The 15,734-nt window shown below is 67.6% G+C and carries 13 protein-coding genes; 9 read left to right on the top strand and 4 right to left on the bottom strand.

What is annotated here, in order from left to right:
- Positions 1 to 419: 419 nt before the first annotated feature.
- The 3 genes from OHB00_RS07000 to OHB00_RS06990 form a co-directional block, all read right to left on the bottom strand.
- Entirely contained in the window at positions 420 to 2,030 is a 1,611-nt protein-coding gene (locus tag OHB00_RS07000; protein ID WP_406432336.1) for an MFS transporter, read from the bottom strand.
- Between the two features lie 561 nt (positions 2,031 to 2,591).
- Positions 2,592 to 3,020, bottom strand: coding sequence for a carotenoid oxygenase family protein (locus tag OHB00_RS06995; protein ID WP_406432334.1), 429 nt, complete (start codon positions 3,018 to 3,020; stop codon positions 2,592 to 2,594).
- Positions 3,021 to 3,413: 393 nt separating this feature from the next.
- Positions 3,414 to 4,052 carry a TetR/AcrR family transcriptional regulator gene (locus tag OHB00_RS06990; RefSeq protein ID WP_406432332.1) on the bottom strand — a complete coding sequence of 213 codons (639 nt, stop codon included), beginning with the start codon at positions 4,050 to 4,052 and terminating at the stop codon, positions 3,414 to 3,416.
- 251 nt (positions 4,053 to 4,303) lie between these two features.
- Between OHB00_RS06990 and OHB00_RS06985 the strand changes: the two genes are divergently transcribed.
- From OHB00_RS06985 to OHB00_RS06975, 3 genes are all read left to right on the top strand, one after another.
- Entirely contained in the window at positions 4,304 to 5,866 is a 1,563-nt protein-coding gene (locus OHB00_RS06985; protein WP_406432330.1) for a beta-N-acetylhexosaminidase, read from the top strand.
- A gap of 310 nt (positions 5,867 to 6,176) precedes the next feature.
- A complete protein-coding gene (locus OHB00_RS06980; RefSeq protein ID WP_406432328.1) occupies positions 6,177 to 6,341 on the top strand; it encodes a hypothetical protein in 165 nt (54 codons plus the stop codon).
- Between the two features lie 123 nt (positions 6,342 to 6,464).
- Positions 6,465 to 7,193 (top strand): TetR/AcrR family transcriptional regulator, encoded by a 729-nt coding sequence (locus OHB00_RS06975; RefSeq protein ID WP_406432326.1) that lies wholly within the window; start codon positions 6,465 to 6,467, stop codon positions 7,191 to 7,193.
- A 10-nt stretch (positions 7,194 to 7,203) separates the two neighbouring features.
- On the opposite strand, the gene OHB00_RS06970 is transcribed toward OHB00_RS06975, so the two are convergent.
- On the bottom strand, positions 7,204 to 8,901 hold the full coding sequence (locus OHB00_RS06970) for an FAD-dependent monooxygenase (protein ID WP_406432324.1): 1,698 nt from the start codon (positions 8,899 to 8,901) through the stop codon (positions 7,204 to 7,206).
- Positions 8,902 to 9,010: 109 nt separating this feature from the next.
- Here OHB00_RS06970 and OHB00_RS06965 point away from each other — a divergent pair, with 109 nt between their 5' ends.
- The 6 genes from OHB00_RS06965 to OHB00_RS06940 all read left to right on the top strand — a co-directional run bounded on the left by OHB00_RS06965 (position 9,011) and on the right by OHB00_RS06940 (position 15,706).
- Complete coding sequence (locus OHB00_RS06965; RefSeq protein ID WP_406445636.1) at positions 9,011 to 9,493, top strand: nuclear transport factor 2 family protein; 483 nt, start codon at positions 9,011 to 9,013, stop codon at positions 9,491 to 9,493.
- Positions 9,445 to 10,149 (top strand): VOC family protein, encoded by a 705-nt coding sequence (locus tag OHB00_RS06960; protein WP_406432322.1) that lies wholly within the window; start codon positions 9,445 to 9,447, stop codon positions 10,147 to 10,149. The genes OHB00_RS06965 and OHB00_RS06960 overlap by 49 nt, the downstream gene beginning before the upstream one ends.
- The gene (locus OHB00_RS06955) at positions 10,146 to 10,985 is read left to right on the top strand and encodes a fumarylacetoacetate hydrolase family protein (RefSeq protein WP_406432320.1); all 840 of its coding nucleotides are present in this window, start codon (positions 10,146 to 10,148) and stop codon (positions 10,983 to 10,985) included. Before OHB00_RS06960 ends, OHB00_RS06955 begins: the two co-directional genes overlap by 4 nt.
- A gap of 188 nt (positions 10,986 to 11,173) precedes the next feature.
- Positions 11,174 to 13,495 carry a transketolase-like TK C-terminal-containing protein gene (locus tag OHB00_RS06950; protein WP_406432318.1) on the top strand — a complete coding sequence of 774 codons (2,322 nt, stop codon included), beginning with the start codon at positions 11,174 to 11,176 and terminating at the stop codon, positions 13,493 to 13,495.
- A gap of 316 nt (positions 13,496 to 13,811) precedes the next feature.
- Positions 13,812 to 14,618 (top strand): IclR family transcriptional regulator, encoded by an 807-nt coding sequence (locus OHB00_RS06945; protein ID WP_406432316.1) that lies wholly within the window; start codon positions 13,812 to 13,814, stop codon positions 14,616 to 14,618.
- 101 nt (positions 14,619 to 14,719) lie between these two features.
- Positions 14,720 to 15,706: a PDR/VanB family oxidoreductase gene (locus OHB00_RS06940; RefSeq protein WP_406432314.1), complete on the top strand. Its 987-nt coding sequence runs from the start codon at positions 14,720 to 14,722 to the stop codon at positions 15,704 to 15,706.
- Positions 15,707 to 15,734 lie beyond the last annotated feature (28 nt).

Genomic DNA, 15,734 nt, shown 5'->3' with positions numbered 1-15,734 from the left:
GCGAATCCAGGTGTGCAACAACCTGGTGGCACCCGCTTCGGAGCGCTGGTGCAATGACATTGCGGGGCCACGAAGACGGTCGTGGGGAGCCGCTGCCGGACCCGGCAGCGAAGACCCCTTGTCGGGGACAGACGACCGGATGAAATTGCCTTTGCGGAGCACGGCTGAGAAACGTCGTTGTCGCCCGGACCGGCTTCTACGGGTTCCTTGTGGCCCAGCACTATGTCGACGCACTGCTGGCCGGAGAGTCCGGTGCGGGAGCAGCTTCCGTCGACACTGGTCGTGCGGGTGCCGACAGCGTTGCCGGCCGCATCGATCAGGGTGACCTGGGCGTCGTCCAGCCCGCGGTCGGCTTGGGCCACCTGGCGGTCGGCCGTGTCCAGAAGGGTGATCGCCGCGTGTGGCACAGGCGCACCCGCTCAGTCCCGTATCCGTCCGCGGACGGCGGCTGCATCCGCCCAGCCCGAGTCATCGGCTCCGGCGGACGAGAGGGTGGCCGCGGGGTTGGTCTGTCCGACTGTATCGGCCTCGGGTGCGGCCGTGGCCCGGGAATCCTCTGTGGGCGCGCTTGCGCGCCTCCTGCGGCGGAACATCAGTACGGTGACGATCAAGGCGACGGCGAAAAAGCCGGCCGACCACCAGTAGACGACGGAGTAACTGTGCAGCGCCGCCTTCTCCTGGACCAGCGGGTCGGTGAGGTGGCCTTTCACGTAGTCGGCGACAGCGCTTGCGGCCAGGGTGTTGAGCAGCGCGGTACTGATCGCACCGCCCACCTGCTGCGTGGTGCTGACGGCCGCCGAGGCCACGCCCTGATCGTCCGCGCGCACGCCCAGGGTGGCGTAGCTCATCGCCGTGGGCGTGACCAGACCGAGACCCGCGCCCAACAGCAGCATCGGCGGCAGCACGTGTGCCGCGTAGCCGCTGTGCATTCCGAGGCGGGTCAGCCAGACCAAGCCGCTCGCGGCCAGCAGCGTACCGAACGGCACGGCCACCTTGGGGCCGAGCCTGGGCACCAGCCAACGGGTTGCCGACTGCGACATCACCATCAGCGTGCCCACCAGAGGCAGGAAGGCCACGCCGCTCTTCACGGGCGAGTAGCCCAGCGTCGACTGCAGGTAGTACGTGAGGAAGAGGAAGACGCCGAACATCCCCGCATTCGAGATGAGAAGAGCCGACAGGGAGGCGGCGCGGTCGCGGTCGGCCAGCAGGCGCAGCGGCAGGACAGGGTTCTTCGCCCGGGTCTGCCAGACGAAGAACGCCAGTAGCAGGGCGGCACCTGTGGTGAGGAACCCCCAGGTCATCCAGTTTCCCCAGCCGTGTGTCTCCGCGTTGGCGAAGCCGTAGACGATGCTGAACAGGCCGCCGGACACCAGGACCACTCCCGGAATGTCCAGCTGGGGCCGCTTGGCCGGGACGGACTGGCGGATCAAGAGAATCGCACCGATCAGCGCCGGAGCGGCGAGGACGTCGTTGACGTACAGCGTCCAGCGCCAGTTCAGGTACTCGGTGAGCATGCCTCCGAGGACAAGGCCTATGGCGGCGCCTGAGCCGGAGAGGGCACCGAAAACGCCGAACGCCTTGGCGCGTTCCTTGGGGTCGGTGAACGTCGTGGTGAGCAGGGAGAGTGCCGACGGTGCCAGCAGTGCGGCGAACAGCCCCTGCACCGCGCGGGCGATGACCAGCATGGTCAAGCCGTTGGCCGCGCCGCCTACCGCCGAGGCGGCGGCGAAGCCGGCGACGCCGATGATGAAGGTCGTCCTGCGGCCGAAGAGGTCGGCGAGTCGGCCGCCCAGCAGTAGCAGACTACCGAAGGCCAGGGAGTACGCGGTGACGACCCACTGCCGCCCGTTGTTGTCGAAGTCCAGCGCTTTCTGCGCAGATGGCAGCGCGATGTTCACGATCGTGGCATCGAGCACCACCATGAGCTGGGCGAGGCTGATCACGGCCAGTGCCCACCATCGGTGCTTGGATTGCGCGGGGTTCTGGCCGGACGGCCTGGTCTGGACTGTGTCGACCGAGGTGGATGACATGGCAGGACCTGCCCCTCATGGGTTCGGGTATCGGTTGCGGGTCCGCACCGGCAGGACGGCCTTGTCCGAACAGCGCGTATGAGACGACATGTCGGCGTCGACTCGGTTGTGGCTCACGCTCCGGCCGACGTCTGACCCAGGCGTCGACAGGGTCCTCGTGGCGAGAACGGGGGCGCAGCCGCCGGCTGGGCCGCCTTGCGTCTCATCCACGGCATGGAGACCGCGCGTGCAGGTCACAGCCGCAGCCCGATGTCGTCTCCGGCAAGGATCAGTTCCGACGCGCTGCGGCGTCGAGATCAACCCCCGACGCCCAGCCGTCATCCTCGCTCGTGGCCCCCTCGCGGGCAGAACACTGCTCCGCTGGGCCAGGTCAGACCGGGGATGGTCGGTGTTTCGGTGCGGTCGGCCCGGAAGTCGTGCTTGGCAAGGCCATAGGTGTGCCAGGGGCCCCGGCCGGACGTGGCGTAGTAGCCGAACCGGTGAGCGCGCCCCATGCGCTCGTTCCGATCTCGAATTCGTGGACGTCGAGCACATTGCCGTGCCGGTCTGCCCGGTACCAGGTCATCGGGCGTCACCGGGCCGCCGGTGAGCGCTCACTTCAAGTCGTACCGTTCGCTTACGGTCTCCAGGGTGTCGGGAGCGCCATCCTTGAAGGGCGGGCGGCCTGATCGCATGGCCGGAGGGTTGGAGCCGCCGTTCATCAACGGTCCCAAGAGGGCCCGGCCTTCCTTCGTCTCCAGCTTCAGCCCGGCTGTGGCCGGCCACGTGTCGCTTGCGAGAACTCGCGCTCCCGTCACGCAGGTGGACGCCGCACACCATGCCGTCACTGTCGAACCAGTGATGGCGGTCTGGCTCGATCGGCCGGTAATACGGGCTGGCGCTCGTCTGGAACAGAGCACCGCTCAGCTCGTCGGTCAGCGCACCCTCGATCTCCAGGTCGAACGCCACACCCTCCTGGCGCCAGGGCGCGAACGGGCCGTTGAGGAACATGCTGTCGGTACCCCACATCTGACTGGCCTTCCTGCCGGGCGTCGATGGCCTGTGCGGTGAGCTCCGTGACCGCGGCGAACCTCTCGCTGAGGTTCGGGCCCCAGCTTTTCGACGGCCCTCGCGTCGGCGGGCAGGGCCCCCTGCTCGCCGGTTCCCGCGGCTTGGGCGGCCGCGACTGGCGCAACGGGTGCGATCTGTGCGCTCATGCCCGCTCGATGGCTTCACGGAAGTCCGCACAGCTCTATATTTGCATCAAATGCAAGTTGCATCAACTGCAAAATGGAAACCGGTCAACTTTGGCTCGGACTCATGCCGACGTCAGTCCCGCACGACCTGAGATTGACGGCTGCCGGATGGACCGGTCACCTCGCGAGGTGACCGGTCCCGGGCAGATCAGGGTTGCCGGACCCCTTCTTGCTGCATGCCGCCGACCAGGGTGAGCTCGCCGAGAAGCGCGAAGGCCTCCTCGACGTACACGCCTGCCGGACGCCGCTGCCCGTCGGCGATCCACTGGCGGGTGCCGGCGCGGAGGGCGATCATGGCGGCGCCGGCGATCAGCTCTGCCTGCATCCGTGCGGAGGGTCCGTCGTCCAGGCGGGCGGCGACGGCCTCTGCGAGCACCGCCTCGAACTGCATGAAGCGTCCGTGTTGCCGAGCGACAAGCGCGGGGGTGCGCTCCTGCAGTTGCAGCAGCCGCGGCAGCTCGGTGATCTCCTGGGTGGTGCGCTCCGCGGCGTCGGCGAACAACTTGCCGAGCTCGGTCCACAGGCCCTGGCCCGAGGGTGCGGCGCTGAGCGTCTGCAGATCCTGCTTCTCGATGCCAGGCGCGTCGATGAGCGCGGCGTCCTCCTTCGTCTCGAAGTAGTTGAAGAAGGTGCGCGGGGATACCCCGGCGCGCGCCGTGATCTCGTTGATGTGGACCGAGTCCAGTCCTCGCTCCAAGGCGAGGTCGAGTGTGGCGGAACGCAACGCCCGGCGTGTGGCCCGCTTCTTGCGCTCCCGCCCGTCGAGTATGTCCGGAGGTCTAGTCACGTCGCAATCGTCGCACGGCCGGGCCATCGCCTGATCGTGCGACGATCAGGCAGGCGCCGACAAGGCTGCAGATCGCGGCCTCAGGGAAGGCCGCGGCCGTGCTGCTGGGCGGCGCCCCTGCGGACCAGCCGCTTGCGAACGGACAGGACCTCTGCTGGTCCAGACAAACCGTCTTGCGTTCCCCTCAGGATGCGCGAAGCTGATCTGATTGGCCTGTTATCGCGCAGATTCGAGCAGTAGGCTCACGTGGTGTGATTCTTCCTAAGCCCCAGCGCCTCGACCGTCACGAGCATGACGGTGCCTTCCGCCTGACCGGTACCACATCGGTCCGCTCCGACGCCGCCTCGGCCCCCGCAGCCGACGCTCTCCGCCGTGCGCTGCGACCCGCGACCGGGTTTGCCCTGCCGGATGCCGATGGCGGGCAGGCCGCGATCACTCTGTCCGTCGCCCCGAGGGCCCTCGACGCCGAGGCGTACGAACTGACCGTCACGTCCGACCACATCACCATCACCGGCGGCGACCCGGCAGGTGTGTTTTACGGCGTCCAGTCGCTGCGGCAGCTCCTTCCGGCCGAGGTCTTCTCGGCGACGGCCGTCGAACGCGACTGGACGGTGCCGGCCGTCAGCGTCACCGACGGGCCCCAGCTCGGCTGGCGCGGCATGATGCTCGATGCCGCGCGGCACTTCATGCCAAAGGAGTTCATTCTCCGGCTGATCGACCTCCTTGCCCTCCACAAGCTCAACGTCCTCCACCTTCACCTCACGGAGGATCAGGGCTGGCGGCTCGCGATCGAGAAGTACCCACGCCTCACCGAAGTCGGCGCTTGGCGACGCGAGACGCTCATCGGCCATGCCGACCGGCCGGAGGATGAGTACACCTTCGACGGCACGCCGCACGGCGGTTTCTACACCCAGGACGACATCCGCGAGATCGTGGCGTACGCAGCGGAACGTTTCATCACTGTCATCCCCGAGATCGACATGCCTGGCCACATGCTCGCCGCCATCACGGCCTATCCCGAACTGGGCAACGGCCTGAGACCGCCCCAGGTCTGGACCGTATGGGGGATCAGTGAGCAGGTGCTGAGCGTCGACGACCTTGCGCTCGACTTCTGCCGCGACGTTCTCACCGAGGTGATGAGCCTGTTCCCGAGCCGGCTCATCCACTGCGGCGGCGATGAATGTCCCAAGGAGGAGTGGAGGGCCAGCCCAGCCGCACAGGCGCGGATGCGGTCGCTCGGCCTCACCGACGAAGACGCCCTGCAGGCGTGGTTCACCGGCCAGATGGCGACGTTCCTCTCGGACAACGGCCGACGCTTCATCGGTTGGGACGAGGTACTCGAAGGCGGCGGGCCGGCCAACCTCCCCAAGGACATCGTGGTCATGTCATGGCGCGGCGAGGAGGCCGGCGTCGAGGCGGCACGCGGTGGACTCGACGTGGTGATGGCGCCGTGCGAGTACCTCTACTTCGACCGCTACCAGAGTGAGGACCACGACAGGGAGCCGCTCGCGATCAGTGGCTTCGTCCCGCTGTCCAAGGTGTACGACTACCGCCCCGTGCCCGCGGCGCTCGCCGACGAGCCCGAAGCGGCGCGGCATGTCCTGGGCGCGCAGTGCCAGCTGTGGACGGAGTACGTTCCGACGCCCAAGCACGCGGAGTACATGCTGTTCCCGCGTCTGTGTGCGTTCGCCGAGGCGGTGTGGCGGAACGACGGGAACGGCGTCGACGACTTCGCGGACTTCGTCACCGACCGGCTGCGTCCGCACCTGGAGCGTCTCAATGCCCTCGGTGTCAGCCATCGCGCCCTCGACTGAGAGCGTGACACCTCCACCGATCCCCGAGCGCTTCAACCGCGTTCCCGCACCAGGTCCGGCGGTAGATCTGACCCCGTCGGTAAATGCGACAAGGGGCTTACCCGGTAGGGAGTTGATGGGAGGCCGGCGCTTTCCGGGAGGAGGCTGTGCATCCGGACGCGTGATGCTCCGGTCCGCCCTCCGGCCGCCCCGGACCGCATGACGAGTCGACCGCTGATGAGGAGCTGCGAGCTCACGGGTATCGCTGAGTAGGCCCATGCCGGCAGGTCGGCCGGATGCGCGGAGTACGCCGAACGACCGGAGGAGCCTCATGGCCCGGCACTGGGCGGGTGCCGGCATCGGCAAGGCCCGCTACCACACCGTCGTCCTGGACGCCGAGGGCGAGGTCCCTCACAACGATGTCGACCACGCCGCCAAACATCGCCAACGACTCCGACTACGGGCTGGGCGGTGCCGTCTGGACCGCCGACCCTGATCCCGCCGTACCATTCGGCCGGGTTTAGGCCAGCGGCCTGGGCCGTGAGCTCGGCCCCGAAGGCCTTGCCGGGTACCTGCACTGCAGTCCGTCTATCTCTGATCCACTGCCGACGAACGACGTATGGGGGGCGCCCATTGGTACCCCCTTCTGCGGCGGCACTTGTGCTCACTCCCTCGCCGCCGTGATGGACCCTTGTGGGGCAGACGCGGCATTGTCGGTGTCTACACTCGGGCGAGACCGCCTGGACGCTTGAAAGGGGCCGGGATGCCGCGGAACCGCCAACAGATCCCCCGCGAGGAACGGGAAGGCGATCTGCTAGCCGCGGCTACAGAGCTTTTTCTTGCCAAGGGCTACGCGGGATCCACGATGGCCGACATCAGCGCTGCTGCCGGCGTGGCCAGAGGCAACATCTACTGGTACTTCAACTCGAAGGACGACATCTTTGCCGCGGTCATGGACCGGATGCTCAGTCGCGAGATCCGGATCCTCGGGGAGGAACTGGCGCACGCCGATCCACTGAGCCGATTGGTGCGCGGGCTGTCCGACATGCGTCTCTACAGGCCGCTGCACCAGGCCATGCACGACCGGCTTCCACACTCCGACGCGGTTCGCACCACCCACAACACCTTCCTGGCCTGGATCGTCGGGATGGTCGATGAGGTCATGGCCGAGCACGGTCTCGACGGTGGCGCGGTTGCCGATGCCGCGCTGGTCCGCGACATCGCCGTCGCTGTATTCGAAGGTGCGAACGTGCCCAACGACCGGAACCGACCGGCGCACGAGATGATCCGTTTCCTGATGGAGTCCATTCTGGCCGGGCGCGGATCGTTCGAGGGGCGCGATCACTGAACGGGGCACTTCAGACCTGGTGCGTGTCGAGTCTCCCTGATGCCTGCGGCATCATGCGTGGACCAGTCGCGTGACGACTGCCCTCTGCCCCGCGCAGCCGGTCCAGCACCGCGTCCGGGTCGGCAGGAGCCTGCTCGCCCCGCCACCCGACGTGTCCATCGGGGCGGACCAGCACCAGCGGCCGCTCGTATGCTCTCGCCGCGGCTGAATCGGTAAGGCGCAGCACCGTCAAGGGGACGCTACTGTGGTAAGCGGCCTCCACCAGCGCGGAGGGGTCCGCCGAGCCCGAGACCACCAGCACGAAACCGCGGCCGAAATGGTCGAGTACGGAGGTGCCGTCGGGCAACCAGACGTGTGGTGCCCGGCAACCCGGCCAGGTCGACGGGACATAGTCGTCCGGCTCACAGGGCGGCTCCGGGCTGCCGTCCGGCATGCAGATCGGGGAACCGCTGTAACGGTATCCGAGCTGAACGCCGATGCTGCGGAACTCCTTGCCTCTCGACCGGCGGATCAGGTCGCCCATGTCACTTCGGGCCCGTTCGCCCTCTGCGCCTGCGCTGCAGAGCACGGCATCGGCCACGAGGCCGGAGTCGGCCTTCCAATTGCTCGATGCTTCCGTGACGTTGCGAACGGCGATCGGTCGCCGCTCCAGCTCGTAGCTGTCCAGCAGCGCCGGGCCGCCCCACCCCTGGAGGGTCGCGGCGAGCTTCCAGCCGAGGTCAACGGCATCGCCGATTCCGGTGTTGGCGCCGAAGCCCCCCTTGGGCCACAGAAGGTGCGCGGAATCGCCCGCGAGGAACACCCGCCCCGACCGGTACCTACGAGCCACGACACAGTGCCCGCTCCAGGGCTGCGCGGCAAGTATCTCCACGTCGATCGGCGCACCCACGGCTTCGTGCACCCAAGCGACCGCGTCCGCGGGCTCCGGCTCTTCCTCCAGGTAGACGGAGAGCCGCCACTCGTCCACGCCGTCGACCACCGTGATGTACGGCCTGCGCTCCGACGACAGGGTCTGTATCTGCGCCGCTGGGCCACCCAGACGCTCCCTGAGCAGTTCCAGCAGTTGCGGGGAACGAAAATGCACCGCGAAGTTCTGGCCCTGCGCGAACATGCCGTCGAACGCGACGCCCAGTGCCCGGCGGACACCACTACGGCCCCCGTCACACGCCACGAGATACGCGCCGGCCAATGTCTCGGCAGCGCCGCTTTCCAGGTCGCGCACCACGGCAGAAACTCCGTCGGAGTCCTGCTCGAACGTTTCCAGGCGGGTACCGAACCTGATCTCGACCCCAGGCAGGTCTCGTGCGGTCCGTTCGAGCAACGGCAGGAACGAGAACTTGGAAAGGAACGCGGGGCCTTCCGGCGTCAGCAGACCGTACTCGCCGGGGGAGCGGTTCGTGACCCCGTAGTCGAACTCGGCGAGAATGTGGCCCGTCACAGCCGTGGCGAAGACGATGCGGTGTGGGTAGTCCGTCGGCGGTGCTGATTCCGTGCGTGCCTGCTGCGCGCAGCCCCAGCGCCGAAGGTGCTCCATCGTGCGGGAGAAGATCGCCTCCCCCGCGGGGAAGGGCACCCCGCCATCGCCCTGATCTATCACAGTTACGGGCACACCGCGCCAGCCCAACTCGATGGCAAGCGAGAGACCCACGGGCCCCGCGCCCACAACTAGGACACGCCGTGAACCGGTTCTCCCGTTCTGGTCAGACATGGGCGGACCTGCCTTCCTGTGCATGGTTTGGATCCTCTCTCTTGAACCCGGGTCAGACTGTCATACGGGGGATGGCGTCGGGTAGGGCGCAGCAAACACTGGACTGTTGATGAGCTGCGGTGGACTGCTACGCTCGACTCAGGTTCAAGAGATGGGGAGCGTCATGGTCACTCCAGCCGAGCGAGGGCGTGCTGTGAGCCACTGTCGGACCCTGGTTGTCGGCTACCACCGAGACATCGACAGCGGCCGGGCCACCGCCGGGATCGGCGCGTTCGCCGAGGACGCCGAGTTCGAGGCGCACGGCCGGATATTCCACGGGCGTGCTGAGATCCTTGGCTTCCTCAGCGCGCGAGAGGCCGACACCGGACGGCAGACCGTCCACGTGCTCGCCAATGAGGTCGTCACAGATCAGGGCGACGGTCCCCACGGCAGGCGAGCCGAATTGCGGGCGATGATTCTGCTCCACGTCCGGCAGGCCGACGGAGCGTATGTCTTGGACCGCGTTCTCGACACCGTCCATCAGTTCCGTTGTCGCGGCGGGGAATGGCGGATCACGCGCCGCACCTCAAGGCCGCTGCACGCCACCGCCTGACGGGCAAGGAGGCCTTCACGATGAAAACCCGCGCAGCGGCTCCCGCGGCCGCCGAAACCAAAGCCGTCGCCCTTCAGCTCTCCGAGTTGGTACTCAAGACCGGGCGCTTCGACGAAATGTATGCCTTCTACACGCATGTGCTGGGCCACGGCCCGTTCTACGAGCGGACTCCCGACCCCGACGCCCCGCCGCGGCCCACCGGAATGCCGGAGCGAGCGGTCGATGTCCGACTGGGCTTCTTCCGCATCCACGACGCTCCGTACAGCCAGGTCCTCGCCCTGTTCGGCATCGACAGCCTGACAGGGACCGAGGCCGCCGGGCCGGGCCTGCATCATTTCCAGTTCGGTGTCGGCTCGTTGGGTGAACTGGTCGATCAGCACGAGCACATGGTGGCCAACGGCGTGCATCCGCATCGCGCGGCCAACCACGGTCAGGCCACCAGCTTCTACTACCGAGATCCGGATCGGAACATCGTCGAGTTCTCCTGCCCCAACTTCGCCACCACGGAGGAGGAGGTGGCCTTCATGTCCGGGCCTGTCTTCGCGGCCAACCCTTCCGGCCTGGAGCTCGACGCCGACCGCTTCGTCCTTCGCTACCGGGCCGGTGACCCCAGGGAAGAGCTGCTGCGTCTCGACAACGAGGCCGTGGCCCAGTGACCCGGCTCGTCAGCACGGTCAAGGGAATCGGCAGACTGGAGGACGACGGCGAAGTCGTCGCTCTCCTCCACCTCGACGCGGCGGACCTCGGCGCCGCCCTGCAGGCCGGCCTCGACATCGCATCCATCAGCACGGCCGAGGTCCGCGAACGTGTACCCGCGGCGCAGGCACAGCTCATCGCTCCGATCCCCAGACCGTCGAAGATCTGGGCAGTGGGTTTCGCCTACGCCGATCACCGATACGAGGTGGGCTACACCGGCGCGGCGCAGGAGCCGGTCATCTTCCTGAAAGCGCCGTCCTCAGTGATCGGCACAGGAGGGCGGATACGCTTCCCGAAGGCGGCCCCGGACGAGGTCGACTACGAAGGCGAACTCGCCGTTGTCATCGGCAGGCGAGCCACCGACGTATCGGCGACCGACGCCTACTCGTTCGTGGCCGGTTTCACCATCTGTAACGACGTCAGCGCACGGGACGTGCAGAAGGGGCGCGTTCCCGGCCGGGCCGCAGATGTCACGGCGGCCAAGAGCTTCGACACCTTCACGCCGATGGGCCCCGCCCTCGCAACGCTCGACGAGTTCGACGATCCCGACGACCTGCACCTGCGTACTTGGGTTGACGGCGAGCTGCGCCAGGACGCGCGCACCTCCCAGCTGATCCACCCGGTTCCCGCGCTGGTCTCCTACCTCTCACGACAGACGACCCTCGAACCGGGTGACGTGATCGCCACCGGAACTCCGTCCGGCGTCGGGCACAAACGCGGCCAGTTCCTCCGGTCGGGCGTCGAGGTCCGGATCGAGATCGAGAATATCGGCGCCCTCGTGAACACCTGCGCCTGACGCCCGCCGGGACTTCGACGGGAAGTCTCCGATCAATCCTGAATCACGTGGAGTTGAAGTCGCCGTTCCTCGGCTGTCGCAGGTCACGCAAGGGGCGTTCCATCTCGCCCGGGTGCCACCGTCTGCGACGGCGTGGTGGGCACCGATCCTGACATGTTTCTTCCGCCGACCGCAGGAGTTGGTCAGTCATGAGTAGCCCAGCACTCGCCCCGTACACCACCCAAGACGGCTTCGGCGTTCTGCGCGAGGTGGAAAGTCGTGTGCTCTGGCTGTCGACGGCCATCATCCACCACGCGAACCGTGTTCGCGCGAACCCCTCGGGGCTCAAGGTCGGCGGGCATCAGGCATCGTCGGCTTCCATGGTATCGATCATGACGGCGCTGTGGTTCCGGCATCTGCGGCCGCAGGACCGGGTGTCGGTCAAACCGCACGCCGCTCCCGTACTGCACGCGATCAACTACCTGCTGGGCGAACTGGACGAGGCCCAGCTGCCGAGGTTGCGCGAGTTCGGCGGACTGCAGAGCTACCCGAGCAGATCCAAGGATCCGGACCCGGTCGACTACTCGACCGGGTCCGTCGGCATCGGTGCGACGGCTCCGATCTGGGGCGCGCTTTCACGGCGCTACGTCAACGCCACCATCGGCGACGTGGGGACCGGGCGGCAGTTCTCGTTGCTGGGCGACGCCGAACTGGACGAGGGCGCGGTGTGGGAGGCGGTGCTCGATCCCGCGGTCGGTGACCTGGGAGAGGTGGTGTGGGTGGTCGACCTGAACCGGCAGTCGCTGGACCGGGTCGTACCCGACATCGCGGCTGACAAGTTGCAGGGCATGTTCACGGCGGCCGGCTGGCAGGTGATCACACTCAAGTACGGGCGCCTGCTCGAAGAGCTGTTCCTCAAGCCCGGAGGGGAGGAATTGCGGCAGCGCATCGAGGTGATGACCAACCCGGAGTACCAACGGCTCTTGCGTTGCGATGCCGGGCAACTGCGCAGGCGGCTACCAGAAGGCCCGGGCGCCGACCGGATCCGCGCGCTGGTCGACCAGCTCGATGACTCGGCGTTGGTGGAGGCAATTGCCAATCTGGGGGGCCACGACCTGCACGCGCTGGACGCGGCCTTCTCGTTGATCGACGACAGTCGCCCCACGGTGATCTTCGCCTACACCATCAAGGGATACGGGCTGGCCACCAGGGCGCACCCGCAGAACCATTCGGCTCTGCTGACCGAGGAGCAGATGGCAGAGCTCGCCGATCGGCTTGGAGCCGACCCGGCCCATCCCTGGCGTGCCTTCGACGAGGGCACCGAAGCCCAGGACACATGCCTGCAAGCCGCGCAACGGCTGCGACGGAGCGACACGTTGCGTCATGCACCTCCGCCCGTGCCGACCGACATCGGGCGGACCCCGTCCGGGACGGCCACCACGCAGGCCGCGCTCGGTCGTGTCCTGCTGGATCTGACCAGGGCAGCTCCGGACGTGGCGGCACGGGTGGTCACGGTGAGTCCGGACGTCAGCTCCAGCACGAACCTGGGCGGGTGGGTGAACAAGGTCGGCGTATGGTCGTCGACGGAACGACGCGACTGGTTCGCCGATGACGCGGAGACTGTTCTGCATTGGCGGGAACGCCCGTCCGGCCAGCACATGGAACTGGGTATCGCCGAGACGAACCTGGTCGGTCTGATCGGCGAGCTGGGGGCCTGCTGGAGCCGCTGGGGGGAGCCGCTCCTACCGATCGGTGTGCTGTACGACCCCTTCGTGGAACGCGCCCTTGAGCCTTGGTCCTTCGGTATCTACGCGGGCGGACAGTCCCTTCTGGTCGGCACGCCCTCCGGGATCTCTTTGGCACCGGAAGGCGGCGCGCACCAGTCGATCAAGACCCCGTCCATCGGATTGGAACAACCCGGCTGTGTCACCTACGAACCGGCGTTCGCCATCGATGCCGAGTGGACCTTGCTCGCCGCCATGGCCCGGCTCGGCAGACCGGACGGCGGCTCCGCGTATGTGCGGCTGTCGACGAGGCCAATCGACCAGACACTGGCCGCGGTGCCCACGGACCCGGCCGCGCGGGAGCGCCGCCGACGCCAAGTCGTCGCCGGTGCGTATACCTTGGTGCGCACCGCAGGCGCCCAGGTCACCATCGCCGCGATGGGCGCGGTGGTGCCGGAGGCGCTGGCAGCGGTCGATCGGCTGGCACAGGTCGGCGTCCCGGCGGACGTTGTGTGCGTGACCAGCCCCGATCTGCTGTACCGGGCGGTGCGAGCCAGGCAGGGCCATGAACAGGCCGAGTCCTGGGTGCTGGACCAGGTCTTTCCCGCCCAACGGGCCACGCCTTTGGTCACCGTCCTCGACGGTCATCCCCACACGCTGGACTTTCTGGCCACCATCAACCGGGTGCCCGTTTCATCCCTCGGCGTGACCCGGTTCGGGCAGTCCGGATCGCTGGAGGACGTCTACCACCATCACGGGCTCGACGCGGACAGCATCGTCCGCGCCGCCCTCGATCTGACGGGCTGAGCCCACAGCAGCGCATTGCCGCTCCGCCCGCAACCGTGTCCCCGTCCGCTGTGCCACCTGGTTCTCGCCGGAACGCGTGAGAGTCGTGTGCGCCCGCACAAGGGCCACGCAGTCCCTTCACCCCCACAGGAGCTCAAGGACGGTGACCGTGCTCAGCGTCGGCTTGACCTGGCTTGATGCGAACAGCTTTCTCGACTCGTTCGGCATCTTGGGCCTGCTCCTGTCGCGGCCCGAGCCTTCGAGCTGCTTGCATCCGGACCGTCGCCGGCACGAACCGGGGGGTTGACGTGCGTGCCTGGAAAACGATGATGGCCAGGTGAGGACAGAGAATGGCGAGTCGGTTCTCGCGCGGATCGTGCGGATCTTCGAGGCGTTCACGCCGGAGGAGTCAGCCCTGACGGTCTCGGCGATCTCCCGGCGCACGGGGCTGCATGTGGCGACAGCCTCGCGGCTCGTGGCCGAGCTGGTCTCGTGCGGGTTCCTGACGCGTGACGCGGACCGCCGTGTCCGTATCGGCATGCGGATGTGGGAGCTTGCGACGCGTGCCCTGCCGACTCTGTCACTGCGCAACGCCGCGATGCCCTTTATGGCGGGTGTCCACGATGTGGTCGGCCAGCATGTGCAGCTCGGCGTGCTGGAGGGCAGCGAGGTGCTGTTCCTGGAGCGTCTGTCGGTGCCGGGCGCGGTCATCAACTACACCAGCATCGCCGGTAGGCTTCCGTTGCACGCCTCCTCAAGCGGCCTGGTCCTTCTCGCTCACGGCCCCGCCGACCTGCGGGAACAGGTACTCAAGGGGCCATTGAAGCGTTACACCTCGCACACACCGGTCACAGGCGCGCAATTGAGGGCCGTGCTTGCCGAGGTTCGGCGGCAGGGGTACGCGTACTGCTCGGGGTTCGTGCACCAGGACGCCTTGGGTATCGCCGCGCCGGTGCGCGATGCACGCGGTGACGTGGTGGCGGCACTGGCCGTGATCGTGCCGAACGAACCTCGGGCCGCCGCCGTCGTGCCGGTCGTGCGAAGCGCGGCGCGAGGTGTCTCCCGTGCGCTGTGCGCGCCGGGCACGCCGGCTCTGTATGCAGAGCCTGGTGATCCATGTGATGGCAGTGCGACCGCTGTGTGACAAGTACCGGAAGTTCGTCTCTCACTGTTTGAGAATGCCGTCGCGGCAGTACGTCAGCGCCGCGCATCCTGCCTGGCAAGCCAGAGACGGGAGGCGACGACGTGGTCGCAGACAGCGCGGAACTGCGGGTCCCGAAGAGCGCGACGAATGCGGCGACTTTGACGGTCGTCGCGAAGGAGCGGGCGGCCGAGGGCATCGTGTCCTTCACTCTTGCCCACCCGGACGGTGCTCGGCTCCCGGACTGGACGCCGGGCTCTCACATCGACGTCGTACTTCCGAACAGGACGACCCGGCAGTACTCCCTCTGCGGCGACCGCTGGGACGCCCACACTTACCGGATCGCCGTGCTGCGGGAGCCCTGGGGAAGAGGCGGATCCGCTTATATGCACGACGAGTTGAAGGTGGGAGACCGTGTCGGGGTCGGCGGCCCACGCAACAACTTCCCTCTCGTGCCCTCGCAGAAGTACCTTTTCATTGCGGGCGGTATCGGTGTCACGCCGCTGCTGCCCATGATCCGCCAAGCCGAATTCCTTAGTACCGACTGGCAGTTGCTCTACGGAGGCCGTACTCGGGAGTCGATGGCGTTCTGCGAGGAGCTGGCGACCGCCTACGGCGAGCGGGTGCACATCGTCCCGCAGGACGAACGGGGACTGCTGGACCTCGCGGCCTGGCTGGGCACCCCGCGACCCGCCACCAAGGTGTACTGCTGCGGTCCTGCACCTCTGCTCACGGCCGTCGAAGCCGCATGCGCCGCCTGGCCGTCGTACGCAATGCGCGCCGAGCGCTTCACTGCCGCCGCACAGACCGCACCGGTGCAGCGGGCCTCCTTCAAGGTCGAGCTGCGGCGCACCGGGCGGACGGTCATCGTCACGCCGGACGTCTCGGTCCTTGAGTTGGTGCGCCGGGCCGGAGTGGAAGTGCTGTCCTCCTGCGAGCAGGGCACCTGCGGCACCTGCCTGACCCCGGTGCTGGAGGGACGGCCGGATCACCGGGATTCGGTGCTGGCCGACCACGAACGCGCGGCGAACGACTGCATGTTGGTGTGCGTGTCGCGATCCTGCGGGGATCGACTCGTGCTGGATCTGTAGGACGCCGCACCCATCTTCAGGAATTTCA

Origin of the sequence: Streptomyces sp. NBC_00631 (genome assembly GCF_045206895.1) — a bacterium.
Taxonomy (GTDB): Bacteria; Actinomycetota; Actinomycetes; order Streptomycetales; family Streptomycetaceae; genus Streptomyces.
This window is presented reverse-complemented; position numbering and strand designations above follow the sequence as displayed.

Coding starts and splice junctions, on each gene's coding strand:
- OHB00_RS07000 (WP_406432336.1), bottom strand. CDS start 2,030: ATGTCATCCACCTCGGTCGACACAGTCCAGACCAGGCCGTCCGGCCAG.
- OHB00_RS06995 (WP_406432334.1), bottom strand. CDS start 3,020: ATGTTCCTCAACGGCCCGTTCGCGCCCTGGCGCCAGGAGGGTGTGGCG.
- OHB00_RS06980 (WP_406432328.1), top strand. CDS start 6,177: ATGGCCCGGCACTGGGCGGGTGCCGGCATCGGCAAGGCCCGCTACCAC.
- OHB00_RS06975 (WP_406432326.1), top strand. CDS start 6,465: ATGGGGGGCGCCCATTGGTACCCCCTTCTGCGGCGGCACTTGTGCTCA.
- OHB00_RS06970 (WP_406432324.1), bottom strand. CDS start 8,901: ATGTCTGACCAGAACGGGAGAACCGGTTCACGGCGTGTCCTAGTTGTG.
- OHB00_RS06965 (WP_406445636.1), top strand. CDS start 9,011: ATGAGCTGCGGTGGACTGCTACGCTCGACTCAGGTTCAAGAGATGGGG.
- OHB00_RS06960 (WP_406432322.1), top strand. CDS start 9,445: ATGGCGGATCACGCGCCGCACCTCAAGGCCGCTGCACGCCACCGCCTG.
- OHB00_RS06950 (WP_406432318.1), top strand. CDS start 11,174: ATGAGTAGCCCAGCACTCGCCCCGTACACCACCCAAGACGGCTTCGGC.